Source organism: Lentzea sp. NPDC102401 (assembly GCF_044765805.1).
GTDB classification, from domain to species: domain Bacteria; phylum Actinomycetota; class Actinomycetes; order Mycobacteriales; family Pseudonocardiaceae; genus Lentzea; species Lentzea sokolovensis.
The window spans coordinates 25,635-46,196 of record NZ_JBIWKS010000016.1 but is presented as its reverse complement, the minus strand read 5'-3'; the positions used below and the strand labels follow the sequence as shown (position 1 = coordinate 46,196).

Below are 20,562 nucleotides of genomic sequence, written 5' to 3'. Positions count from 1 at the left end.
CGCGTGGAAATCACGTTCGAGGCGGCGGATCCCCCGGCCCTGGCCGCGTTCTGGTCCGAGTTCGCCGGTGACGAGATCGAGTTGACGTTCGTGTGGAGCGACGCCCCGAAGATCGAGAAGAACCGGGTGCACATCGACCTGGCCTCGTCGTCGCCCGAACACCAGGCGGACATCGTGGCGCGAGCGTTGAAGCTCGGCGCCGAACCCGCCGACGTCGGTCAGGGCGACGTGCCGTGGGTGGTGCTGCGCGATCCGCAGGGCAACGAGTTCTGCGTCCTCGAACCCCGCCCGGAATATCCCGGCGTGATCGCGGCCGTCGTCGTCGACTCGCGTGATCCGCTGGCGTCGGCCAGGGCGACCGGGCATCCGGTGGTGCGTGACGGGGACGGCTTCGCCTCGGTCCGGCCCGAGCCGGGTCCGTGGCTCGAGTTCGTGCGGACCGACGACCCGGAGCCGATCACGAACCGCGTGCGCGTCCGGTGGTCCGATCCGGCGTAACGCCCCAGGGCGCACCTTGAGTTCGCTCGCGAACTCAAGGTGGAGGTGGGCGGCACCGGCAAGGACAGCAGCCTCACGGGCACCGGCTTCGGCATCTCGATGTTCCGCCTGCGCCCCGCCGGTGACCACTGACATCCGATATATCAGCCCACCGATATATCAGTTATGCAAAAGACGTTTGCGGGCGTTCGCAAACGTCTTTTGCATAAGGGTGGATCAGCGCAGGTCAGCGCGTTGCACGACGGGGACGGGTCAGAGGGCGGCCAACCGTTCACGAAGGGTGTCGAGGCCCATCGCGCCCATCTCCAGGGCCTCCTTGTGGAAGGCCTTGAGGTCGAAGTCGGCGCCCTTGCGGGTCCGCGCGTCCTCGCGGGCGGCGAGCCACAGGCGCTCGCCGATCTTGTACGCCGGCGCCTGGCCCGGCCAGCCGAGGTAGCGGTCGATCTCGTCGCGGATGTGGGCGGGCTCCGAGAGCGTGCGGGTCATCATGAACTCGAGGCCGAGTTCGGGCGTCCAGCGCTCGCCGGGGTGGAAGCCGGTGCCGGCCGGGATCTCCAGCTCCAGGTGCATGCCGATGTCGATGATCACGCGGGCCGCGCGGAACAGGTGCGCGTCGAGCATGCCGAGCAGGTCGCCGTCGTCGTCGAGGTAGCCGAGTTCGCGCATGAGGCGTTCCGCGTAGAGCGCCCAGCCCTCGCCGTGGCCCGACACCCAGCACATGAGGCGCTGGAAGTCGTTCAGCGTCTCCGACTGGTACACGGCCGTCGCACACTGGAGGTGATGGCCCGGCACGCCCTCGTGGTAGACCGTCGAGGTCTCGCGCCACGTCGGGAACACCGACTTGCCCTCGGCGATCGACCACCACATGCGGCCGGGGCGGGAGAAGTCGGCGGTCGGCGGCGTGTAGTAGGCGCCGACGGCACCGCCGGGCGGGGCGATCCTGCATTCGAGGCTCATCAGCGCGTCCGGCAGGTCGAAGTGCACGTCGCGCAGGTCGAGCAAGGCCTTGTCGGACAGTTCCTGCATCCACGTCTGCAGGCCGTCCTGGCCGTGCACCTGGTAGCGCGGGTGCTCGTCGAGGAACGCCGCGGTCTCCGCCAGCGAAGCGCCCGGCTTGAGCCGCGCGGCGACCTTCTTCATCTCGGCCTCGATGCCGAGGAACTCCTCCCAGCCCCACGCGTAGGCCTCGGCCAGGTCGAGCCGCGACCCGGTGAAGTAGCGCGAGCCGAGGCGGTAGCGCTCCTCGCCGACCGCGTCCTTGGCCGGTGCCTGTGGTGCCAGCGTCGTGCGCAGGAACGAGGCGAAGTCCGCGTAGGCGGCGGCAGCGGCGGTGGCGCCGGCGTCGAGAGAGGAGCGCACCGAGCCGTCCACGTTGGCGGAAGCGGCGAACGGGCCGAAGAAGGTCGTAGCGAAGGTGTCGCACTGCTTGGCGACCTGAGTGACCTGACGGATCGCGGAGACGTGCCCGCGAGAAGCGGCGTGTGAGAGAGAGGCGCGCAGACCGTCGAGAGCGGCGGGCACGGCGGAGAGGCGACGGCCGATCGTGGCCCACTGCTCCGGCGTGTCGGTCGGCATCTGGTCGAAGATGTCGCGCACGGACTGGATCGGGCTCGCGATGACGTTCAGCGAGGACTCGGTCTCACCGGCCTCATACAGCTCGTGCTCCAGGCCCGTCCGTTCCAGGAAGACGGCGCGTGCCGCTTCCTCGGAGGCATCCGCGGGCTGTGCGGCGGTGATGTCGGCGAGAGCGCGGACGGCGAGTTCGTCGCGCGCCGCGTGCCCTTCCGGAGAGAGGTCCGTCAGCTGGTCGTCGGCTCCCGCGAAGCCCAGACTGGTGGCGGTGATGGGGTCCAGCGCCACGTAGTCGCTGACGAATTTGTTGCTGATCTCGTGCACGGATGCCATGTTTCGAGACGCTACCTCGCGCCCCTCCACACCAAAAGGTAGTTAGTCAAGCTCACGACCTTTGGAGGGGACCTGCGTCGTTTGGGCCGTGCTGGCAGGATGTCCGCGTGCGTCGTTCCCGGGCACTTCTGCTGCCGGTCTTCTTGCTGCTCACCCTGTTTTCGTTGAGCGGTTGCGTTCGCGTGTACGCCGCCATGGCCGTGTCGGACGACGACCGCATCTCCGGCGAGATCGTCGCGGCCACGCCTCCGACGCAGGACAACGACCCCGGCCCGCAGCTCAAGGTGCCGCCGGAGCTCGCGAGCCGCGTCACCACCAAGCCGTACCGGGTGGAGTCCTATGCGGGCACGCAGCTGTTCTTCAACGGCCTGTCGTTCGACGAGATGCGGACGCTGTCGGCGTCCACGAGCTCGTCGAACAGCCGCTACAGCCTCAGCTTCCGCCGGTCGGGTGATCTTGTCACGCTGTCGGGGTCGGTCGACCTGACCCAGGTCCCGGTGGAACGCGCGGACATCCAGGTGAAGGTCAGCTTCCCCGGCCAGATCGTGAACACCAACGGCCGCGAGGAGGAGAACAACACGATCGCGTGGTCTCCGAAACCCGGTCAGGCGTCGATGCTGCAGGCCACCGTGCAGTACGCGGGCGAGAACTCCAGCTCGTTCTTCGGCTGGGCGCTGCTGGTCGCCGGGCTCACCGGCGGTGCCGCGCTGATCGTCGTCGTTCTCGCCCTCATCGCGCACAAGCGCAACGTCACTCTCTAGGCGCGGGTCACCAGACCCAGGCGTCCCAGCACTTCCTTCGTCGCCTTGGACCTGTTCATCGTGTAGAAGTGCAGCGCGGGAACGCCCTCGTCGAGCAGGCGCTGGCACATCTCGGTCGCGATGTCGATGCCGGTCGCCCGGAACCCCGCGACGTCGTCCGCGTACGGCTCCAACCGGCGCGCGACGTCGAGCGGCAGGTCGGCGCCGGACAGCTCCACGATCTTGGCCAGGCCTCGCGGCGAGAGCATCGGCATGATTCCCGGCAGGATCGCCGCGGAACAGCCCGCCTCCGCCACCCGGTCGCGCATCCGCAGGAACGGCTCCGGCGCGTGGAACAACTGGGCCACCGCGTAGTCCGCGCCCGCGTCGAGCTTGCGCAGCAGGAACTTCAGGTCGGTGTCGAGGTCGCCGGAGCGCGGGTGCCCGTACGGGAACGCCGCCACGCCCACGCAGAAGTCGCCGAGCTCGCGGACCAGCCGCACCAGCTCGTCGGCGTAGTTCAGGCCCTCCGGGTGCGCGACCCACTCGCCCATCGGGTCGCCGGGAGGGTCGCCGCGCAGCGCCAGGATGTTGCGCACGCCGATCGCCGCGTACCAGCCGATCACGTTGCGCAGCTCGGCCACCGAGTGCTCGACGGCGGTGAGGTGCGCGACGGGGAGCAGCGTCGTCTCCTGCGCGATGCGGCCGGTGGCGCGGATCGTGCGGTCCCGGCGCGACCCGCCGGCGCCGTAGGTGATCGACACGAACGCCGGGTCGAGGCCTTCCAGCTCGCGAACGGCCTTCCAGAGGACCTTCTCGTCCTCCGCGTCCCGAGGCGGCAGGAACTCCACCGAGAACTTGGGTGACTCTCCCCGGAGCCGCTCCACCACCGACGTCATGGGACCAACCCTAGTGGGTCTTCCGCTAGGTGAGACCCCAGCTCAGCATGTGGTACGCGGGCCCCGGCATGCGGGTGGTCCCGGACACAGCGGACCATGGACGTGTGTCCCACCACCCCATCGACGCCGCTCTGCCCCAGCACGTCGAAGCAGCGCTGACCACCTACCTGGCCTCCCGGCGCGCGTCCGGGGAGGCGATGGACCCGAGCTTCGCGAGCGCGGTGGACGCGCTCTCCGATTTCGTGCTGGGCGGCGGCAAGCGCATCCGCCCGACCTACGCGTGGTGGGGCTGGCGGGCGGCGGGCGGCGATCCCGACGGCGAACTCGCGGACGAGGTGCTCACGGCGGTCAGCTCGCTGGAGCTGATCCAGGCGTGCGCGCTGATCCACGACGACCTGATGGACGCCTCGTCGGTGCGCCGGGGCAAGCCGACCGTGCACATCGCGTTCGGCGCGCGGCACCGCGAGCAGGGGTGGCTCGGTTCGTCGGAGCGCTTCGGCATGTCGGCGGCCGTGCTGATCGGCGACGTCGCGCTGGCGTGGGCGGACGACATGCTCTTCGCCGCCGGACTGCCGCCGGAGGTGCTGCGCCGGATGAGCGAGCCGTGGCGGGACATGCGCACCGAGATGCTCGCGGGCCAGTACCTCGACGTGCTGACGCAGGCGCGGGGCGACTCGTCCGCGGACGCCGCGCTGCGCATCGACCGGCTCAAGACCGCCGCCTACACCGTCGAACGGCCGTTGCACATGGGTGCGGCGATGGCGGGCGGTTCGCCGGAGCTGATCGACGGGCTGCGCGCGTTCGGCGCCGACATCGGCGTCGCGTTCCAGCTGCGCGACGACCTGCTCGGCGTGTTCGGCGACCCCGAGGTCACCGGCAAGCCGGCGGGCGACGACCTCGCCGAGGGCAAGCGCACGCTGCTCGTCGCGCTCGGCATGCAGTTCGGCGCCGATGTATTGGATATCGCACTGGGCAAGCCCGACCTCGACCTCGACACCGTCGAAGAGGTCCGGCGCGCCCTCGTCAAGGTCGGCGCCGTCGACGCCGTCGAGGAACGCATCGAGGAGCTGACGAAGAGCGCGCTGGCCGCCCTCGACACCGCTCCGGTGGCCGAACCGGCCGCCGCCAGGCTCGCCGGCCTCGCGATCAGCTCCACCAGGCGCACGTTCTGAAGTTGATCACCTTTCCCGGGCGGACGGCTCGCATTAAGTCCACGTGACCAGTGTGGCCCGTTGCTTGCCGACGCTTCAGCGCCTTGTGCAACGATGTTCGGGCGATGGCAGCAACTCCGTCCCTCCCCCGCACGAGCTCCGAGGCACCTCCACAGGAGCTTGATCCAGTCGTGCGCACGAACACCTACGCCATCCCCATCCGCACGACCATGCTCGGCCTGCTGGGCGTGGCTCTGATCGCGCTCGGGGGCATGGGTGCCGGCGCGATCCTCGAGCGTGACCCGCTGCTCGCCCAGGTCGGGCTGAGCTGGCTGCGCTACGGCCACGGCCGCGACCTCGCGAGCATGGTCTTGTACCTCGGGCTCGGCCTCGTCATCTGGGCGTGGATCCGGCTCGGCCGCCTCGTGCGGTGGGGTGAGATCGGCGACTTCGCGGTGCTGGTCGCGGTGACGGTCTGGACGTTGCCGCTGCTGTTCGCGCCGCCGCTGTTCAGCAAGGACATCTACAGCTACCTGGCACAGGGCCAGCTCGCGCTGAGCGGCTACGACCCGTACACGGTCGGGCCCGCGGTCCTGCAGAGCACGCTCAGCGAGAACGTCAGCTGGGTGTGGCAGCACACGCCGGCACCGTACGGGCCGTTGTTCATCCTGGTCGCCAAGGCGATCGTGTGGATCACGGACGCGAGCGTCATCCTCGGCGTCGTCGCCATGCGCCTCTCTCTCGCGGGCGGGCTGGTGCTGCTGTGCTGGGCGCTGCCGGGCCTGAGCAGGCACCTGGGCGGCAAGTCGGCGGTCGCGCTGTGGCTGGTCGCGGCGAACCCGCTGGTGCTGATCCACCTGATCGGCGGCGCGCACAACGACCTGCTGATGATCGGGCTGATGGCGGCCGGTGTGCTGCTGGTGCTCGACCGCAGGCACGTTCTCGGCTTCGTGCTGCTGTCCCTCGCGTTCTCGGTGAAGGCGACGGCGGTCGTGATCGTCCCGTTCCTCGTCTGGATCTGGGCTGCGCGCCTGGAGGGCGACAAGCGCGCCCAGTTCCGCAAGGCGCTGCTGCCGGGCCTGGCCGCGTTCCTCGGGACGTTCCTCGTGTGCACGCTGATCGCCGGGGTGAGCCTCGGCTGGATCCCGGCGCTGCGCAGCTCGTCGATGATCATCAACTGGTTGTCGGTGCCGAGCGCGGTCGGCGACTTCGTGCGCATGGTCGTGAACTGGTTCGTCTACGTCGACGGCGGCATCTTCATCGGCGTGGCGCGGGCGCTGGGCTCCGTGGTGCTGATCTGGATCGCGTACACGCAGTGGTGGGCGTCGCGCGACGGCGAGGTGCGCAACGCCGTCCGGCGCGGCGCGCTGACGCTGCTGGCCGTGGCGCTGCTGTCCCCCGCGACGCTGCCCTGGTACTTCACCTGGGCGCTGGCGCTGGCCGCCGGGTTCGCGTGGAGCACGGGCGCGCTGGTCACGGTGACGACCGCGTCGCTGTTCCTGCTGCTGGTGACGTTCCCGAACGGCGACACGGCGCTGTACTCGTGGGCCTACCTGCTCTTCGCGCTGGTGGTGTCGGGACTCGCGGCGCGCTCACTGGTGAAGCCGGACCCGTTCGGCCTGTCCTCTCGCTACGAATGAGCTCCGGGACTGTGGACCTGGGCTCCGCCTATGCCGCCTGCCGCCGCGTGAACGCGCGGTACGGCAAGACGTTCTTCCTGGCCACGACGCTGCTGCGGCCTGAACAGCGGCCCGCGGTGCACGCCCTGTACGCGTTCGCCCGGTGGGCCGACGAGATCGTCGACGCGGCCGGGGTGACCGACCGCGCGGGTGAACTCGACCGGCTGGAGCGGCTCCTGGAGAAGGCGCCGTCGAACCCGATCCTGCACGCGCTGGCCGACACGATGCGTCGCTACGACATCGACAGGTCGCTGTTCACCGACTTCCTCGCGTCGATGCGGATGGACCTCGACGTGACGGAGTATGCGGACCTCGACGCGCTCGGCGTCTACGTGCACGGCTCGGCGGAGGTCATCGGGCTGCAGATGCTGCCGGTGCTCGGCACCGTCGTGCCGCGTGAGGAGGCCGAACCGTACGCGGCCCGGCTCGGGGCGGCGTTCCAGCTCACGAACTTCCTGCGCGACGTGGGCGAGGACCTCGACCGCGGCCGCGTGTACCTGCCGCAGGACGTCCTCGGCGCGCACGGCGTCGACCGCGACCTTTTGCAATGGTGTCGTCGTCATCGTCGCGCAAACGAGCGGGTGCAACGGACTCTCGACGACCTCGTCGCGCACTCGTATGCGATATATCAGTCTGCGGAACCCGGCATCGGGATGCTGTCCGCGACGTCGCGGCCCTGCGTGCGGACCGCGTACACGCTGTACCGCGACATCCTCGGGCTCGTCGGCTGCGAGGTGTTGTGGCGGCGTGTGGCCGTGCCGAACTCACGGCGGCTCGCCGTGGCGGCGCCGGGCGTCGGCCGAGCCCTCCTCGCCCGTGTGACGACTCACGGGTTTCCGGGGTGAGCCCCGCTCTTTTAGCCTCGCGCAGGGATTCCAGACGTCTCTCACCTGCGGAGACGTCTGGAACCCCGGTGATCGACGACCTAGAAGCCCATGGCTTGCGCGCGGCGCTTTACCTCACGCCCACGGTCTCCGCGCAATGCTTCGATCGGAGTGCCAGGGAGGCTTTCGTCCTCCGTGAAGAGCCAGCGCAGAATCTCGTCCGTGGAGTAGTTCTGGTCGCGCAGCACCGTGATGGTGCCGGGCAGACCCTTCACCACCCCTCCGGCAGCGAGAAACGCCTCGGGGACGACGAGAACGCCGGCCCGCCGCTCGGCGAGCAGTTGCCCGTCGCGCAACATTTGGTGGACCCGGGTGACCGGAAGTCCCATTCGGTCGGCCACCTCGGGGAGAGGAAGAACCTCCAGGTCGGCAGCCAATACATCCGCAGCGGCAGGAATCGCACTCACGGGGGTCACGATGCCATAACCGAACTGGGAACGCCCTTCCGCCAACCGGGTCATCCTGAGCTTTACCATCTCGCACTGTGGAGAGGTCGGTTTCGAACGTGATGGGTGGACTGCTGGAGCAGCGCTACCGGGTGGACTCCGTGCTGGCGCGCGGTGGCATGTCCACCGTCTATCGAGGTCGCGACACTCGCCTCGATCGCGATGTGGCCATCAAGGTGATGGATCCGCACCTGACGGCGGACCCGGCGTTCGTCGCGCGCTTCGAGCGCGAGGCACGCGCGGCGGCCCAGTTGCATCACCCGGCAGTGGTGTCCGTGCACGACCAGGGCGTCGACGGTGACCAGGTGTACCTGGTGATGGAGCTGATCGACGGCGGCAACCTCCGTGACCTGCTCAATCAGCGCGGCAAGCTCGCTCCCGCCGTGGCGCTGAGCATCCTCGGGCCGGTGCTGTCGGCGTTGGGCGCTGCCCACCGCGCCGGGCTCGTGCACCGGGACGTGAAGCCGGAGAACGTGCTGATCGGGCCTGGTGGACAGGTGAAGGTGGCGGACTTCGGGCTGGCCCGCGCGATCGCCGAGAACGGCGTCACGAGCGACAGCGAGATCCTCGGCACCGTCGCCTATCTTTCACCCGAACAGGTGGAATCGGGCGCTGCGGACGCGCGTAGTGACGTCTACGCGGCCGGGATCGTGCTCTACGAGATGCTGGCGGGTCAGGCGCCCTATCGCGGCGAGACGGCCATCTCGGTGGCCTATCAGCACGTGAACTCGGACGTCCCGTCGGTTCCGGAGATCCCGCTGGCGCTCGACACGCTGGTGCGCAAGGCGACGCGGCGCGACCCGGTGCTGCGGCCCGCGAACGCCGACGCGTTCCTGGCCGAACTGGAGCGCGTGGGCACGGACCTGGGCCTGACGCCGCAGCCGGTGCCCGTGCCCGGTTCGGCACCCGAGAACGACAGGACGGTCATCATGCGGCCGGTTCCGGTCGCGGTCGGCGCCACTCCTCCCTCGGCGGCCGAGCTGACCAGGCCGGTGGTGCCGAAGCCGTCCCTGAACTCGGCCGCGATGACGACGGTGAGCACCGGGCCTCCTCCGACCCCGCCTCCCGGTATCCCCGTCGGCAACTCGGCGACGCGCACGATGCAGCGGCCGGAGCCGCCACGCCGTCGTCCCCCGCAGAAGCGGAAGCCGAAGGTCGACCCGGTCGAGGAGGAGCGCAAGAGGCGCAAGAAGCTCTTCACGATCTGGGGTTCCGTGGCCGTCGTGGTGGCGCTCCTCGTCGGCCTGTTCGCCTGGTACGTCGGCGCCGGCCGCTACACGGAGATGCCGTCGGTGGCCGGGCAGTCCGAGCAGAACGCGATGGTGCTGCTCTCGAAGGCCGACCTCACCGGGCTGGTCGAGAAGGTGCCGTCCAACGACGTGCCCAACGGCACGGTCATCAGCTCCGACCCTGGTCCTGGCGCGGAGCTGCGCAAGAACCAGCAGGTGAAGCTCGTCGTGTCGCGCGGCAGGCCCGTGGTGCCGTTCATCACCACCGGTGCCGAGGTGGACGCCGCGACCAAGGAGATCGAGGCCTCAGGCCTGAAGGCGGCCAAGGACCCCACGAAGGACGCGTTCCACGACACCGTGCCGATCGGCAAGGTCGTGGGTGTCGATCCGCGTCCCGGTACGGCGCTCGCGCTCGACGCCCCGGTGACCCTGATCCTGAGCAAGGGACCGCCGCCGCGCCTGCCCGTGCCGAACGTGACGGGCAAGACGAAGGACGAGGCGGTCGCCGAACTGCAGCGCGCCGGCCTGGAAGCGGTCGACGCAGGTGGCGAGGACGCGCCGGAGAACAACGGGTCGCGCGTGGTGCGGACGGATCCGCCCGCGGGCACGGTGCTGGACCCGACGCAGAACAAGCGGGTCACGCTCTTCTACCAGAACAACCAGGAGATCGAGGTTCCGGACGTCACCCGGCAGAAGGTGCGGGAGGCCAAGGAACAGCTCGAACGGGCTGGCCTGAAGGTGAAGGTCGAGTTCAACAAGAGCAACAACGCGACCGTGGTGAACCAGTCGATCCCGCCGCGCACACGGGTGAAGCGAGGAACCGAGATCACGATCGTCGGCCTCTGATCACGGCAAAGGCGAAGGGCCCCGCGTTCTCGACGCGGGGCCCTTCGTTCTTCAGCTCGTCTTCAGGAAACCGTCAGGACCGCAGCATCTCGGCGACGAGGAACGCGAGTTCGAGCGACTGCTGCGTGTTCAGGCGCGGGTCGCACGCCGTCTCGTAGCGGCCGGCGAGGTCGTCGTCGGAGATCTCCTGCGCGCCGCCGAGGCACTCGGTGACGTCCTCACCCGTGAGCTCGATGTGGATGCCGCCGGGGTGCGTGCCGAGGCGGCGGTGCACCTCGAAGAAGCCCTGGACCTCGTCGACGATGCGGTCGAAGTGCCGGGTCTTGTAGCCGGTCGACGACTCGTGCGTGTTGCCGTGCATCGGGTCGCACTGCCAGATGACCTTGTGGCCGCTGGCCTCGACCTTCTCGATGATGGCGGGCAGCACGTCGCGCACCTTCTGGTTGCCCATGCGCGAGATGAGCGTCAGGCGGCCCGGCTCGCCCCGCGGGTCGAGGCGCTCGACGTACTCGACGGCCATCTCCGGCGTCGTCGTCGGACCGATCTTGAGGCCGATCGGATTCGACAGCATCTCGGCGAACGCGATGTGCGCGCCGTCGAGCTGACGGGTGCGCTCACCGATCCACACGAAGTGCGACGACAGGTCGTAGAGCCTGGGCTCGTCACGCGTCGTGTCGAGGCGGAGCAGCGCGCGCTCGTAGTCGAGGAGCAGCGCCTCGTGCGAGGCGAAGATCTCGGTGCCGTGCAGCGACTGGTCGTTCACGCCGCACGCCGACATGAACTTGAGGCCGCGGTCGATCTCGCCGGCCAGGGCCTCGTAGCGCTCGCCCGCGGGCGAGGTGCGCACGAAGTCGCGGTTCCAGTCGTGCACGCGGTGCAGGTCGGCCAGACCCGCGCCGGTCAGCGCCCGCAGCAGGTTCATGGCCGCGCCGGCGTTCGCGTAGGCGCGGATCATGCGACCGGGGTCGGCGACGCGGGCTTCGGGCGTCGCGACCAGGGAGTTGATGATGTCGCCGCGGTAGGACGGCAGGCCGAGAGCGTCGATGCCCGACGAACGCGGCTTGGCGTACTGGCCGGCGATGCGGCCGACCTTCACCACCGGAAGACTCGCGCCGTAGGTCAGCACCACGGCCATCTGCAGCAGGGTCCGGATGTTCGCGCGGATGTGCGGCTCGGTGTTGTCAGCGAACGTCTCCGCGCAGTCACCGCCCTGCAGGAGAAATGCCTCACCGTTCGCGACCTGCGCCAGTTGCGTGTGCAGCCGGTCGATCTCGGCGGGCACGGTGATCGGCGGCACGCTCTCGAGCACGGTCCGCACGCGACGCACCTGTTCGGCGTCGGGCCAGTCGGGCTGCTGGGCGGCCGGGCGCGACAGTGCGTCGTCCAGGCGCTTGCGCATCTCGGGAGGCAGCGGCGGAAGCTCGGGAAGCGTGTCGATGGGCACGTCCACGGTCCAGTTCACGCTGCTCATCCTAGTTGTCCCACACTGAGAGACCCTGCCGGGCCTGTCAGCTGTTCAGCACGTGTTTTCCACGTCACCCGGCCGGTGTGCCGATCCCCCGCCCGCCGGGTGAGGTCTGTTACTTGTCAACTATCTGCCCCTGCCCTATTGAGATGTCGCACTGCATGATGTGGGCCATGGACGCCACCCGATTGGATGACAGCACCGCTACCCGGCTGCTGGGCATCGCGATCGACAACATCCAGCGCGACCACCCGGTGCACTGGACGCACGTGATCGACGGAGACGACCGGCTGATGCCTCAGCGGGTGCTGCACCCGGTGTTCGCCGGGTCGTTCGACTGGCACTCGTGCGTGCACCAGACGTGGCTCGCCGTGCGCCTGCTGCGGCTGCGGCCCTCTCTCGCGGGAGCGGACACGGCCCGCAACGCCCTGGACAAGCTGATCACGCCCGAGAACTGCGCCGTCGAGGCCTCGTTCTTCGCCTCCCCGGCTGGACGGCACTGGGAGCGCCCGTACGGCTGGGCGTGGCTGCTGCTGCTCGACGCGGAACTGCGTACCTCAGGCCTGCCGTGGTCGGTGGCGCCGATCGCGGACGTGCTGCGCGACCGATGGCTGGAATGGATCTCGGCGGCACGCCTGCCGATCCGCACCGGCACGCACAGCAACACCGCGTTCGCGACCGGGCTCGTGTACGACTCCGCCCAGGTGAACGGCGACTCCGAACTGGCCTCCGCCTGCGTCGACGCGGCGCTGCGGTGGCACCGGGACGAGACCGCGTACGGCGGCTTCGAACCGGACGCCGCCGACTTCCTGTCCCCCGCGCTGACGACGGCCGACCTGATGCGCCGCGCCCTGGACACCGACGAGTTCGCCGGCTGGCTCGACGCCTACCTGCCGGAGCTCGAATCGGAACGGTGGCGGGTGCTGCGCGAGCCCTACCCGGTCGACGACCCCAGCGACCCCTACGGCTCGCACCTGGCCGGGCTCGCGTTGTCGCGTGCCTGGAACTGGGAGGCGATCGCGGAGGCACTGCCCGCCGACCACCGGTACGCCTCGCTGGCCCGGACGGCTTCCGCCGCGCACCGCGAGGCCGGGTGGACCTACGTGTTCGGCGGCCACGGCTACATGGCCGACCACTGGCTCGGCACGTTCGGCGCCTACCTCGACGTAAAGGCCTTCTGACCTGCGCTTACTCACCCCATTGCAAAAGACGTTTGCGGACGTCCGCAAACGTCTTTTGCATAAGGTCGGGCAAAACGGGCACCGATATATTGGATTTCAGGTGCCGTCCATCAGGTTCCTGACGCCAGGGTCGCCCGCCGGATCAGCGTCAGCGCGATGCCCGTCGCCGCCGCGTGCACCGAGGCCGCGTGCGCGCGGGGATCGAACCGGATGGTCGGTCCGGCGACGCTGACCGCGGCCACCACACTGCCGTCGTGGCCGAGCACCGGCGACGCCACGCAGGCCAGGCCGACCCTGGACTCCTCGAACTCGTAGGCCACGCCGGTCTGCCGGATCGTGGTCAGCTGACGGCGGAGCATGCCGGGAGTGACGACGGTGCGGGGCGTCCGGCGGGCCAGCGGGGAGCCGAGGATCTCGGTGCGCAACGACGGCGAGGCGTGGGCGAGCAGGGCCTTGCCGATCGCCGTCGCGTGCAGGGGCATGCGGCCGCCCAGACGTGACGGTGAGGACGCCTGGCGGTGGCCGCCGATCTTCGCGGCGTAGACGACCTCGTGGCCTTCGAGGAGTCCGAGGTGGACGGTTTCGTGGGTGCGTTCGTAGAGGTCTTCCAGGTAAGGCGTGGACACCTCGACCAGGCGGCGTTCGACCGACGCGCGGATGCCCAGCTGGAACAGGTGGCCGCCCAGGCGGTAGCCGCGTGGGCCCCGGTCGAGCAGGCGGACGTCGGCCAGGTCGCCCAGCAGGCGGTGCAGCGTCCCCTTCGGCAGGCCGGTGCGTCGGCCCAGTTCCGCGAAGCCGAGCTCGTCGTCGTCGGCGCCGAAGGCGTTCAGCACCGACATCACCTTGCCCAGCAGGGTGTTCGGCACCTCGGTCATCACCTGATCGTGCCACTGAGTTCCGGTCAGCGGAACTCCGAAGTCCCCTCGAAGCAGTCAGCACCGTCACGATGGGCGGCATGAACGAAGTCCTCATTGCAGCGGAGCGCCTGGCCACGGCGGCGCGCGAGAAGGTTCCGTGTGCGCCCGTGCGGGACCTCATCGGCGAGGCCGAGGCGTACGCGGTGCAGCAGCACAACATCGCCGCGCGGATCGCGGACGGAGCCACGGTCATCGGCCGCAAGATCGGCCTGACCTCTCCGGCGGTCCAGCAGCAGCTCGGCGTGGACCAGCCGGACTTCGGAGTGCTGCTCGACGACATGGCCTACCAGGACGGCGACGAACTGCCGGCGTCCGGGCTGCTGCAGCCGAAGGTGGAGGCGGAGCTGGCGTTCGTGCTGAAGGCGGACCTCACCGAAGGGCCCTTCGACGAGCAGACCGTCGCGAACGCCGTCGACCACGTCAAGGCCTCGCTGGAGATCGTGGACAGCCGGATCAGCGGCTGGGACATCACCTTCACCGACACCGTCGCCGACAACGCCTCGTCGGGGCTGTTCGTCCTCGGCACCGAGCAGGCGGATCTGGGCGAGGTCGTGCCGAAGAACGTGTCGATGGTGCTCAGCGTCAACGGCGAGGAACGCTCGGCGGGGACCGGTGCCGCGTGCCTGGGCGATCCGCTGACGGCGCTGGCCTGGCTCGCCACGACCGCCGCGGGCCTCGGCGCTCCGTTGAGGGCGGGCGACGTCGTGCTCAGCGGCGCGCTCGGACCGATGGTGGAAGTCCAGGCGAGCGACCAGGTCGAGGCGACGTTCACCGGGCTCGGCACCGTGCGGGCCACCTTCGCGAAACTGGAGGCGTGATGCGCACGAAGGTCGCGATCATCGGGTCGGGCAACATCGGCACCGACCTCGTCATCAAGGTGCTCAAGCGGTCCACCAGGCTGGAGGTGGCGGCGCTCGTCGGCATCGACCCCGCGTCGGACGGTCTCGCCAAGGCCGCCAAACTCGGAGTTCCGACCACTTCGGACGGTGTTCAAGGCCTCCTGAGCATGCCGGGGTTCGAGGACGTCGAGATCGTGTTCGACGCCACCTCCGCGGGCGCCCACGCGAAACACGCCGAAATCCTGGCCGCGCACGGCAAGCGGGTCATCGACCTCACCCCTGCCGCGATCGGGCCGATGGTGGTGCCGACGGTCAACCTCGACGAGCATCTCGGCGCGCCGAACGTCAACATGGTCACCTGCGGCGGTCAGGCCACGATCCCCATCGTCGCCGCGATCAACACCATCACCCCGGTGCAGTACGCGGAGATCGTCGCCTCGATCTCGTCACGAAGCGCGGGACCGGGTACGAGAGCGAACATCGACGAGTTCACCGAGACGACCGCACAGGCCATCGCGGACGTGGGCGGCGCGCGAAGAGGCAAGGCCGTCATCGTGCTCAACCCCGCGGACCCGCCGATCACCATGCGGGACACCGTTCTCGCGCTCGTCAACGCCCCGGATCCCCAGACACGGCACCGGATCCGCGCCTCCATCGAGTACATGATCACCCAGGTGGCCGCGTACGTTCCCGGCTACCGCCTCAAGCAGCCCGTGCAGATCGACCCGGTCGACCAGCCGCACACGCTCACCGAGGAACCGGTGACACACCAGGTCACCGTGCTGCTGGAGGTCGAGGGCGCGGCCGACCACCTGCCTGCCTACGCGGGCAACTTGGACATCATGACCAGCGCGGCACTGCGAGTCGCGGAGACCATGGCGAAGGCGCTGGTGCGCGCATGAAGATCTACCTCCAGGACGTGACACTCAGGGACGGCATGCACGCCCTGCGGCACCGCATCGATCCCCAGAAGGTCGCCGAGATCGCCAGGGCGCTGGACCAGGCCGGAGTCGACGCCGTCGAGGTGTCGCACGGCGACGGCCTCAGCGGCGGATCGCTCGTCTACGGCCCCGGCAGCCACACCGACTGGGAGTGGATCGAGGCGGCCGCGGAGGCGTTGACTCAGGCCACACTCACGACGTTGCTGCTCCCCGGCATCGGCACACTCCACGACCTCAAACGCGCCCACGGCCTTGGCGTGCAGTCGGTTCGCATCGCCACGCACTGCACCGAGGCCGACATCTCCGCCCAGCACATCGCCGGCGCGCGCGACCTCGGCATGGACGTGTCCGGGTTCCTGATGATGAGCCACCTCGCCGAGCCGCAAGAGCTCGCGCGCCAGGCGAAGCTGATGGAGTCCTACGGCGCGAACTGCGTCTACGTAACGGATTCCGGCGGCCGACTGCTCCCCCACGACGTCCGCGACCGAATCCGCGCCTACACGGACGTCCTCGACGCCGGCACCGAAATTGGCATTCACGCGCACGAGAACCTCTCACTGGCGGTGGCGAACTCGATCACCGCCGTCGAAGAAGGCGCCACGCGGGTCGACGCCTCCCTGGCCGGGCTTGGTGCCGGAGCGGGGAACTGCCCCATCGAACCGTTCGTCGCCGTCGCGAACCTCCAGGAATGGCAGCACAACGCCGACCTGTTCGCTCTCCAGGACGCCGCCGACGACCTGGTCCGGCCGCTCATGGACCGCCCGGTGCGCGTCGACCGCGAGAGCCTCACCCTCGGCTACGCGGGCGTGTACGGCTCGTTCCTGCGCCACGCCGACACCGCCGCGCAACGCACCGGCGCCGACGTCCGGACCCTCCTGCTGGAAGCCGGACGCCGGCGCCTGGTGGGCGGTCAGGAGGACATGCTCACCGACATCGCCCTGGATCTCACACGCTGAACGTGGTTCCGATGCCCATGCCCGTGATCCACTCCGGCACGGGCTCGTAACTCGTCCACACCAGCGGCAGGCCGACGGCGACCTGTCCGATGAGCCAGCAGCGGATCTCGTGCCCGCCGCTGCCGGCGTGATCCTCCAGCGTCTCGTGCCCGAGGGAGGCGATCTCAGCAGCCGACCCCGCCGACAGCCGGTCGAGGAACCACTCGTCCCACACCGCGTTCACCTTTGCGTCCGGGTTGCCGCCCATGGCCTTCACCCGAGGCTCACGGGCCGCGGCGAACTCCTTCGCGTACGCCCGCCCCCGGATCAACGACTCGCGCCGCTGCCCCACCACGGACGGATCACGCGGGTCGTTGGACGGCAACCAGTGCGACAACCCGCCAGAAGCAACCACCAGCACTCGCCCGGGAAACACCGACGACCGCAGCGCGGCCCCCAAAGCACGCCCCAGCTCCACGCACCGGTCCAGCGACGGCAACGGAGGCGCGGCCGTGTTGACCACCAACGGCACCAACGGGAGCGTCGTGCCGCCGGTGATCATCTCGTAGCTCTGCACGATGCCGTGGTCGACGGTCAGCGAGTACGACAGCGACACGTCGAACCCCGCGTCCGCCAGCCCGCTGTGCGCCGACCAGGCCAGCGTCTGGGCCACCGGCAACGGCCCCGAGCCGCTGCCGAAGTCGCCGAACCCCACCGCTTCCTCGACGCCGAGCACGAACGGCGGCATCACGTCGTAGAAGTTGGCGTGGAAGTGGTCCGGCCCGATCACGACTATCGCGTCCGGCTCCAGCTTCTCCACCGCGAGCCGCACGCGGTCCGCGTCGCGCAGGAACACCGACCCCGGCCCGTCGGGACCGTCCGGCGGCAGCAGCGTCGCGAACGGGCTGTGCGACATCCCCGCGAATCCGATGATCTCGGCCATCAGGACGGGTCCTTTCCGTGCAGCAACCAGGTGCGGTGCGTGTCGAGGAACTCGGAGACCTTCTCCCACTGCGGCCAATGGCCGGCGTCGTCGATGACGTGCACCCGCGCGTCCGGCAGCCACCCCAGCAGCATGTCCGCCTCGTCCAGCCCGCCCGTCGGATCGTGGCTGGTCCAGAGCAACAACGTCGGCGCCGCGACCTTCCCCACCCACGCCGGGTCCCAGGCGAAGTCCTTGCGCACCACGGGGTCCTGCAACACCAGCGTGTTCGTGATCGCCTGCACGAAGCCCGGCCGCGAGTACACCTGACGGCGCAGGTTCACCAGTTCATCGGTGACCATCTCCTTGTGGTGGAACAGGAACTCCACCCGCCGCCGCACGGTCTCCTCGCTGGGATCGAGCACGGCGGCCATCGTGCTGTCCCGCATGCGTTGCATGACCTCGGGCTTGTTCGCGATGTTGCCCGGCGTGTTCAGCACGAGCCGGTCGACGCGGTCCGGGAAGTGCGCGGCGACCCACGCGACCACCCAGCCGCCCAACGATTCGCCGGACAGGTGCGCTTTCTCGACGCCCAGCGCGTCCAGCAACCCCACGAGGTGTTCGGACAGCACGTCGATCGTGTACGGCAGGTCCGGCAGGTCGGACCAGCCGTGGCCGACCATGTCGTAGGCGGTGACGTGGAAGTCCTCCGCCAGCCCCGCGATGTCGCGCGCGTAGGCCTCCAGGTGGCCGCCGGTGCCGTGCAGCAGCACGAGTTCCGGACCGGAGCCGGCCTGCAGGATCCTGGTCCGCACGGTGTGGCCGCGCACCGGGACGTCGACGTGCCGCACAGTGTGGTCCACATGCGACAGTTCGCTCCAGATGCTGACGTGCTCGGGAATCACTGGTCCTCCCCAGATGTCGTGTCGAAACGGGCGCGCGCCTCGTCGAACGTCGCGAGGCCGGCGCTCTGCCTGCGGGCGAGCCCGAACAGCGCGAGCAGCCGGGAGTTCTCGATGGTGAGGAACTCGACGGGGTGCTCGGTGGAGTCGTTGTAGTGGCGGTGCCAGGTCCACGGCGGCGTGTAGACGAACGAGCCGGAAGTCCACGACACCGTCTCGAACTTCTCCGGTTCCGCGAGCTGGATCTCGCTGTGGCCGTCGCCGGAGATCACGAAGTGCACGGTCTCGTGGTAGTGCCTTTGCATGTCCGAGCTCTCGCCCGCCGGGATCACCTGGCGGAACAGCTCGAACGTCGACGTCGGCAGCTTGCCCGCGATCCGCAGCGTGGTCGGGTTCGGCACCGCGCCGGGAGGAATCGTCTCCAGCTCGTCGTCGTGCACGACCAGCGGACGTCCGCCGTCCGGCCGTACCGCGTGCGTGAGCGCCCCGAGGAAGTCGGTCATGGTGAAGTCGGGTCCTGAGGTGGCCAACGCGATCGTCCCTTTCAGACTGCGGTTTCGGTGCGGCCGCCGTCGACGGTCAGCACGGTGCCGTTGACGTACGACGCTTGTGGCGAAGCAAGAAACGCCACGGCGGCGGCGATCTCGCCCGGATCCGCCGCGCGCAGGGCGGGAATGTCCGCGAGGTCCTGCGCGGCGGCGGTGTCGAGATCCACGACCGCCGCCTCGGCTCTGCGCCGCAACACCTCCAGCCTGCGCGGAGTCAGCGTCGCGCCAGGAGCGACACAGTTGACCGTGACGCCGTCCGCCGCGAACTGCCGTGACACGAGCTTCATCGCCGACGTCACGGCAGCGCGCAGCACCGTCGACGACGCCAAGCCGGGTTGCGGCTGCCGCACGGCCGTCGACGTGATCGTGACAGCCCGCCCGAACCCGCGCCGCGCCATCAGCGGCAACGCCTCGCGCAGCAACGCCAGCGGCCCGAGCAGCAACAGGTCGAGGTCGCGGTGCCACTGCGCGTCCAGCACCTCGAAGATCCCGCCCGGTGACGGCCCGCCCGCGTTCACGACCAGCACGTCGAGCGAACCGAACCGGTCGGCGACTTCACCGACGACAGCAGTGGCCTCACCGGGATCGGCGAGGTCGCAGACGAGGTGATCGGCGCCGAGGGGCGCGGCCGTCTCCTTCAGCGTGGATTCGGTGCGTCCGGCCAGCACGACGCGGTGCCCGCTCTCGACGAGCGCCGCGGCCGTCGCCGCACCGATTCCGCCGGCGCCGCCCCCGACGAGCGCGACCCGCGTGGTGTTTGCGTCCATGAGCTCCTACAGTCGCCGTGTGCGGATGGTCGGCCAAGGATGAGTCCCAGTGACCGGGACTCGCAGTCAACCGAGCCGAGCGGTTCACTCGAACGCGCGGCGGCGATCCTGGACGCCTTCGACTTCTCCCACCGCGAGCTGGGCCTGGCCGAACTCGTGCGCAGGTCCGGGCTTCCGCGCTCGACGGTGCACCGCACGGCAGGCCGCATGATCGAGCTGGGCTGGCTCGACAAACCGGGCGACCGCTACCGGATCAGCACCGGCCTGTTCAAGCTCTCCAGCCTCGTGCCCGTGCGGCACGAGCTGCGCGAGGCCGTGCTGCCGTTCCTGCAGGACCTCTACGCCGCCGCCCGCGTCACGGTCCAGCTCGGTGTCCTCGACGGCACGCAGGTCCTGGTCGTCGAGAAGATCACCGGGCACCGGCCGATGCCGATGCTCGACCAGGTCGGCGGCATGATCCCGGCGCACTGCTCGGGCCTGGGCCGCGCGATCCTCGCCTTCTCCGCCGCGTCCACTGTGGACGCGGTCATCGCCGCCGGGCTGGCACGCCGCACCCCTCGCACGATCACGAGCCCCACGGCGTTGCGTCGTGAGCTGGCCGCGATCCCGGACCAGGGCTGGGCCTACGACCGCGAGGAGGGCAACGTCGGCATCAGCTGCATCGCGGCTCCGATCTTCAGCGCGGGTGGCGACGTCGCCGCGGCGTTGTCGGTGACCGGCCCGAGCGCGGCGGTGCGGCCGGACCGGATCGGCCCGGCCGTGCGGATGGCGGCCGCGGCGGCGACCCGCGCCTACTCGACCCGGCGCTGGGAGTCCCACTAGCCGGGACTTCTGGTTGGCCGTGGCCAGGGCAGCGCTCCACAGTGTG

General features: G+C 69.7%; 20 protein-coding genes. 11 read left to right on the top strand and 9 right to left on the bottom strand.

Annotation, left to right across the window (positions count from 1 at the left end; translation table 11 throughout):
- The first annotated feature begins 3 nt into the window (after positions 1-3).
- Complete coding sequence (locus tag ACIRG5_RS40435) at positions 4-498, top strand: VOC family protein (RefSeq protein WP_402915263.1); 495 nt, start codon at positions 4-6, stop codon at positions 496-498.
- A 252-nt stretch (positions 499-750) separates the two neighbouring features.
- On the opposite strand, the gene ACIRG5_RS40430 is transcribed toward ACIRG5_RS40435, so the two are convergent.
- Entirely contained in the window at positions 751-2,403 is a 1,653-nt protein-coding gene (locus tag ACIRG5_RS40430; protein ID WP_402915260.1) for a DUF885 domain-containing protein, read from the bottom strand.
- A 107-nt stretch (positions 2,404-2,510) separates the two neighbouring features.
- On the opposite strand from ACIRG5_RS40430, the gene ACIRG5_RS40425 reads away from it, so the two are divergent.
- Entirely contained in the window at positions 2,511-3,164 is a 654-nt protein-coding gene (locus ACIRG5_RS40425) for a DUF3153 domain-containing protein (RefSeq protein ID WP_402915257.1), read from the top strand.
- On the opposite strand, the gene metF is transcribed toward ACIRG5_RS40425, so the two are convergent.
- On the bottom strand, positions 3,161-4,042 hold the full coding sequence (metF, locus tag ACIRG5_RS40420) for a methylenetetrahydrofolate reductase [NAD(P)H] (protein WP_402915255.1): 882 nt from the start codon (positions 4,040-4,042) through the stop codon (positions 3,161-3,163). The two genes, ACIRG5_RS40425 and metF, sit on opposite strands and share 4 nt — an antisense overlap.
- A gap of 104 nt (positions 4,043-4,146) precedes the next feature.
- On the opposite strand from metF, the gene ACIRG5_RS40415 reads away from it, so the two are divergent.
- The 3 genes from ACIRG5_RS40415 (at position 4,147) to ACIRG5_RS40405 (ending at position 7,717) form a co-directional block, all read left to right on the top strand.
- Positions 4,147-5,214, top strand: a complete 1,068-nt coding sequence (locus tag ACIRG5_RS40415; RefSeq protein WP_402915252.1) for a polyprenyl synthetase family protein — start codon at positions 4,147-4,149, stop codon at positions 5,212-5,214.
- A 170-nt stretch (positions 5,215-5,384) separates the two neighbouring features.
- Positions 5,385-6,833 (top strand): polyprenol phosphomannose-dependent alpha 1,6 mannosyltransferase MptB, encoded by a 1,449-nt coding sequence (mptB, locus tag ACIRG5_RS40410; protein ID WP_402915249.1) that lies wholly within the window; start codon positions 5,385-5,387, stop codon positions 6,831-6,833.
- Positions 6,830-7,717: a phytoene/squalene synthase family protein gene (locus ACIRG5_RS40405; protein WP_402915246.1), complete on the top strand. Its 888-nt coding sequence runs from the start codon at positions 6,830-6,832 to the stop codon at positions 7,715-7,717. Before mptB ends, ACIRG5_RS40405 begins: the two co-directional genes overlap by 4 nt.
- Positions 7,718-7,797: 80 nt before the next feature.
- Here the strand turns inward: ACIRG5_RS40405 and ACIRG5_RS40400 are convergent, their stop codons facing one another.
- Complete coding sequence (locus tag ACIRG5_RS40400; protein WP_030474641.1) at positions 7,798-8,163, bottom strand: Rv2175c family DNA-binding protein; 366 nt, start codon at positions 8,161-8,163, stop codon at positions 7,798-7,800.
- A 77-nt stretch (positions 8,164-8,240) separates the two neighbouring features.
- On the opposite strand from ACIRG5_RS40400, the gene pknB reads away from it, so the two are divergent.
- Positions 8,241-10,277 carry a Stk1 family PASTA domain-containing Ser/Thr kinase gene (gene pknB / locus ACIRG5_RS40395; RefSeq protein ID WP_402915243.1) on the top strand — a complete coding sequence of 679 codons (2,037 nt, stop codon included), beginning with the start codon at positions 8,241-8,243 and terminating at the stop codon, positions 10,275-10,277.
- 73 nt (positions 10,278-10,350) lie between these two features.
- Here the strand turns inward: pknB and ACIRG5_RS40390 are convergent, their stop codons facing one another.
- A complete protein-coding gene (locus ACIRG5_RS40390) occupies positions 10,351-11,739 on the bottom strand; it encodes a class II 3-deoxy-7-phosphoheptulonate synthase (protein ID WP_402915241.1) in 1,389 nt (462 codons plus the stop codon).
- A gap of 176 nt (positions 11,740-11,915) precedes the next feature.
- On the opposite strand from ACIRG5_RS40390, the gene ACIRG5_RS40385 reads away from it, so the two are divergent.
- A complete protein-coding gene (locus ACIRG5_RS40385) occupies positions 11,916-12,923 on the top strand; it encodes a DUF2891 domain-containing protein (protein ID WP_402915238.1) in 1,008 nt (335 codons plus the stop codon).
- Between the two features lie 110 nt (positions 12,924-13,033).
- Here the strand turns inward: ACIRG5_RS40385 and ACIRG5_RS40380 are convergent, their stop codons facing one another.
- On the bottom strand, positions 13,034-13,798 hold the full coding sequence (locus ACIRG5_RS40380) for an IclR family transcriptional regulator (RefSeq protein WP_402915235.1): 765 nt from the start codon (positions 13,796-13,798) through the stop codon (positions 13,034-13,036).
- 80 nt (positions 13,799-13,878) lie between these two features.
- Between ACIRG5_RS40380 and ACIRG5_RS40375 the strand changes: the two genes are divergently transcribed.
- Genes ACIRG5_RS40375 through dmpG form a run of 3 tightly spaced genes read left to right on the top strand, consistent with a single transcriptional unit; the run spans position 13,879 to position 16,576 of the window.
- Positions 13,879-14,658 carry a 2-keto-4-pentenoate hydratase gene (locus ACIRG5_RS40375; protein ID WP_402915234.1) on the top strand — a complete coding sequence of 260 codons (780 nt, stop codon included), beginning with the start codon at positions 13,879-13,881 and terminating at the stop codon, positions 14,656-14,658.
- Positions 14,658-15,581 carry an acetaldehyde dehydrogenase (acetylating) gene (locus ACIRG5_RS40370; RefSeq protein WP_402915232.1) on the top strand — a complete coding sequence of 308 codons (924 nt, stop codon included), beginning with the start codon at positions 14,658-14,660 and terminating at the stop codon, positions 15,579-15,581. Before ACIRG5_RS40375 ends, ACIRG5_RS40370 begins: the two co-directional genes overlap by 1 nt.
- On the top strand, positions 15,578-16,576 hold the full coding sequence (gene dmpG / locus ACIRG5_RS40365) for a 4-hydroxy-2-oxovalerate aldolase (RefSeq protein ID WP_402915229.1): 999 nt from the start codon (positions 15,578-15,580) through the stop codon (positions 16,574-16,576). The genes ACIRG5_RS40370 and dmpG overlap by 4 nt, the downstream gene beginning before the upstream one ends.
- Here dmpG and ACIRG5_RS40360 read toward each other — a convergent pair.
- From ACIRG5_RS40360 to ACIRG5_RS40345, 4 genes are read right to left on the bottom strand one after another with little or no spacing between them, the layout of a single operon-like run.
- Positions 16,566-17,498 (bottom strand): 2,3-dihydroxyphenylpropionate 1,2-dioxygenase, encoded by a 933-nt coding sequence (locus ACIRG5_RS40360; protein ID WP_402915226.1) that lies wholly within the window; start codon positions 17,496-17,498, stop codon positions 16,566-16,568. The two genes, dmpG and ACIRG5_RS40360, sit on opposite strands and share 11 nt — an antisense overlap.
- A complete protein-coding gene (locus ACIRG5_RS40355; protein WP_402915223.1) occupies positions 17,498-18,382 on the bottom strand; it encodes an alpha/beta fold hydrolase in 885 nt (294 codons plus the stop codon). Before ACIRG5_RS40355 ends, ACIRG5_RS40360 begins: the two co-directional genes overlap by 1 nt.
- Positions 18,379-18,882: a cupin domain-containing protein gene (locus ACIRG5_RS40350; RefSeq protein WP_402915220.1), complete on the bottom strand. Its 504-nt coding sequence runs from the start codon at positions 18,880-18,882 to the stop codon at positions 18,379-18,381. Before ACIRG5_RS40350 ends, ACIRG5_RS40355 begins: the two co-directional genes overlap by 4 nt.
- Before the next feature lie 41 nt (positions 18,883-18,923).
- The gene (locus tag ACIRG5_RS40345; RefSeq protein ID WP_402915217.1) at positions 18,924-19,694 is read right to left on the bottom strand and encodes an SDR family oxidoreductase; all 771 of its coding nucleotides are present in this window, start codon (positions 19,692-19,694) and stop codon (positions 18,924-18,926) included.
- Between the two features lie 39 nt (positions 19,695-19,733).
- Here ACIRG5_RS40345 and ACIRG5_RS40340 point away from each other — a divergent pair, with 39 nt between their 5' ends.
- Positions 19,734-20,516, top strand: coding sequence for an IclR family transcriptional regulator (locus ACIRG5_RS40340; RefSeq protein ID WP_402915214.1), 783 nt, complete (start codon positions 19,734-19,736; stop codon positions 20,514-20,516).
- Positions 20,517-20,562: the final 46 nt, after the last annotated feature.

Coding starts and splice junctions, on each gene's coding strand:
- ACIRG5_RS40430 (WP_402915260.1), bottom strand. CDS start 2,403: ATGGCATCCGTGCACGAGATCAGCAACAAATTCGTCAGCGACTACGTG.
- metF (WP_402915255.1), bottom strand. CDS start 4,042: ATGACGTCGGTGGTGGAGCGGCTCCGGGGAGAGTCACCCAAGTTCTCG.
- ACIRG5_RS40405 (WP_402915246.1), top strand. CDS start 6,830: ATGAGCTCCGGGACTGTGGACCTGGGCTCCGCCTATGCCGCCTGCCGC.
- ACIRG5_RS40385 (WP_402915238.1), top strand. CDS start 11,916: ATGGACGCCACCCGATTGGATGACAGCACCGCTACCCGGCTGCTGGGC.
- ACIRG5_RS40380 (WP_402915235.1), bottom strand. CDS start 13,798: ATGACCGAGGTGCCGAACACCCTGCTGGGCAAGGTGATGTCGGTGCTG.
- ACIRG5_RS40375 (WP_402915234.1), top strand. CDS start 13,879: ATGAACGAAGTCCTCATTGCAGCGGAGCGCCTGGCCACGGCGGCGCGC.
- ACIRG5_RS40370 (WP_402915232.1), top strand. CDS start 14,658: ATGCGCACGAAGGTCGCGATCATCGGGTCGGGCAACATCGGCACCGAC.
- dmpG (WP_402915229.1), top strand. CDS start 15,578: ATGAAGATCTACCTCCAGGACGTGACACTCAGGGACGGCATGCACGCC.
- ACIRG5_RS40360 (WP_402915226.1), bottom strand. CDS start 17,498: ATGGCCGAGATCATCGGATTCGCGGGGATGTCGCACAGCCCGTTCGCG.
- ACIRG5_RS40350 (WP_402915220.1), bottom strand. CDS start 18,882: ATGACCGACTTCCTCGGGGCGCTCACGCACGCGGTACGGCCGGACGGC.
- ACIRG5_RS40345 (WP_402915217.1), bottom strand. CDS start 19,694: ATGGACGCAAACACCACGCGGGTCGCGCTCGTCGGGGGCGGCGCCGGC.
- ACIRG5_RS40340 (WP_402915214.1), top strand. CDS start 19,734: ATGAGTCCCAGTGACCGGGACTCGCAGTCAACCGAGCCGAGCGGTTCA.